Below are 759 nucleotides of genomic sequence, written 5' to 3'. Positions count from 1 at the left end.
CGGCGCCGGCCCCCGCTGAAGATGCCGGCGGAACCCGGAGCACGGCCGATACGGCCGGCTTGGCCCTCGAACCGCTGCCGGACTTCGTCGGCAAGGGTCGAAGGGAAGCTATTCTGTCCGCACGAGCCTGAGCGGCCTCGGCGTATGACGCCGGGTCAACCGACCCCACCTCCGTGCGAGGAGGCGGTCGCGTATGTTCCGACGTGCGCTGGTCTTCCGGGAAGGGCAAGACATGCGAGCCCGCTCCTCCCAGCTGAGGACCGCCGTCTTCCATGTCATCGAGGAAGTCCTCGACGGAGGCTCCTCTCAACGAACGAGCGGCTTCGCGCAAGGCGGCGGAGTGGGCCTCGTCGTGACGGCTAAGGCCGTCGCCTAAATGCGCCGCTCGGCCCGCAAGTTTGCGAATCCGAGAGCCGTCCGACTCAATGTCGGCGATCCACCTGATGGCGGACGAGTCCGCTTCCGGGGACTTCAAGTCTGTAATCAAGTGGGCGTGGTCGGTCCAACAATCCGCGGGAAGGCGACCGATGTGCTTGCGAGCAGCTCGGCGCGTTTCCCGCTGAGCTAATACTTCAACTCGCCGCGGGTGAGCCTGAGCTTGAGCGGGAGTGAGCAACCCGCTGTACATGCCGATCACGTTCATGAAAAGGCGGCAGGGGGACAACTGATACTCTGTGCCTCCCCATCCGTACCGACATCCGTCTGCGATTTGCTCGAGAGGTCGCTCCCTCGTGATAGCAGCGACTTCGTCGACGACGG

General features: G+C 64.7%; 1 protein-coding gene. It reads left to right on the top strand.

What is annotated here, in order from left to right:
• Positions 1 to 193 precede the first annotated feature (193 nt).
• Entirely contained in the window at positions 194 to 376 is a 183-nt protein-coding gene (locus GY769_19755; protein ID MCP4204157.1) for a hypothetical protein, read from the top strand.
• The last annotated feature ends 383 nt before the right edge of the window (positions 377 to 759 follow it).

The organism is bacterium, from assembly GCA_024224155.1.
Taxonomy (GTDB): Bacteria; Acidobacteriota; Thermoanaerobaculia; order Multivoradales; family JAHEKO01; genus CALZIK01.
The sequence above is the reverse complement of the archived record's forward strand: the minus strand, read 5'-3'. Positions and strand labels throughout refer to the sequence as shown.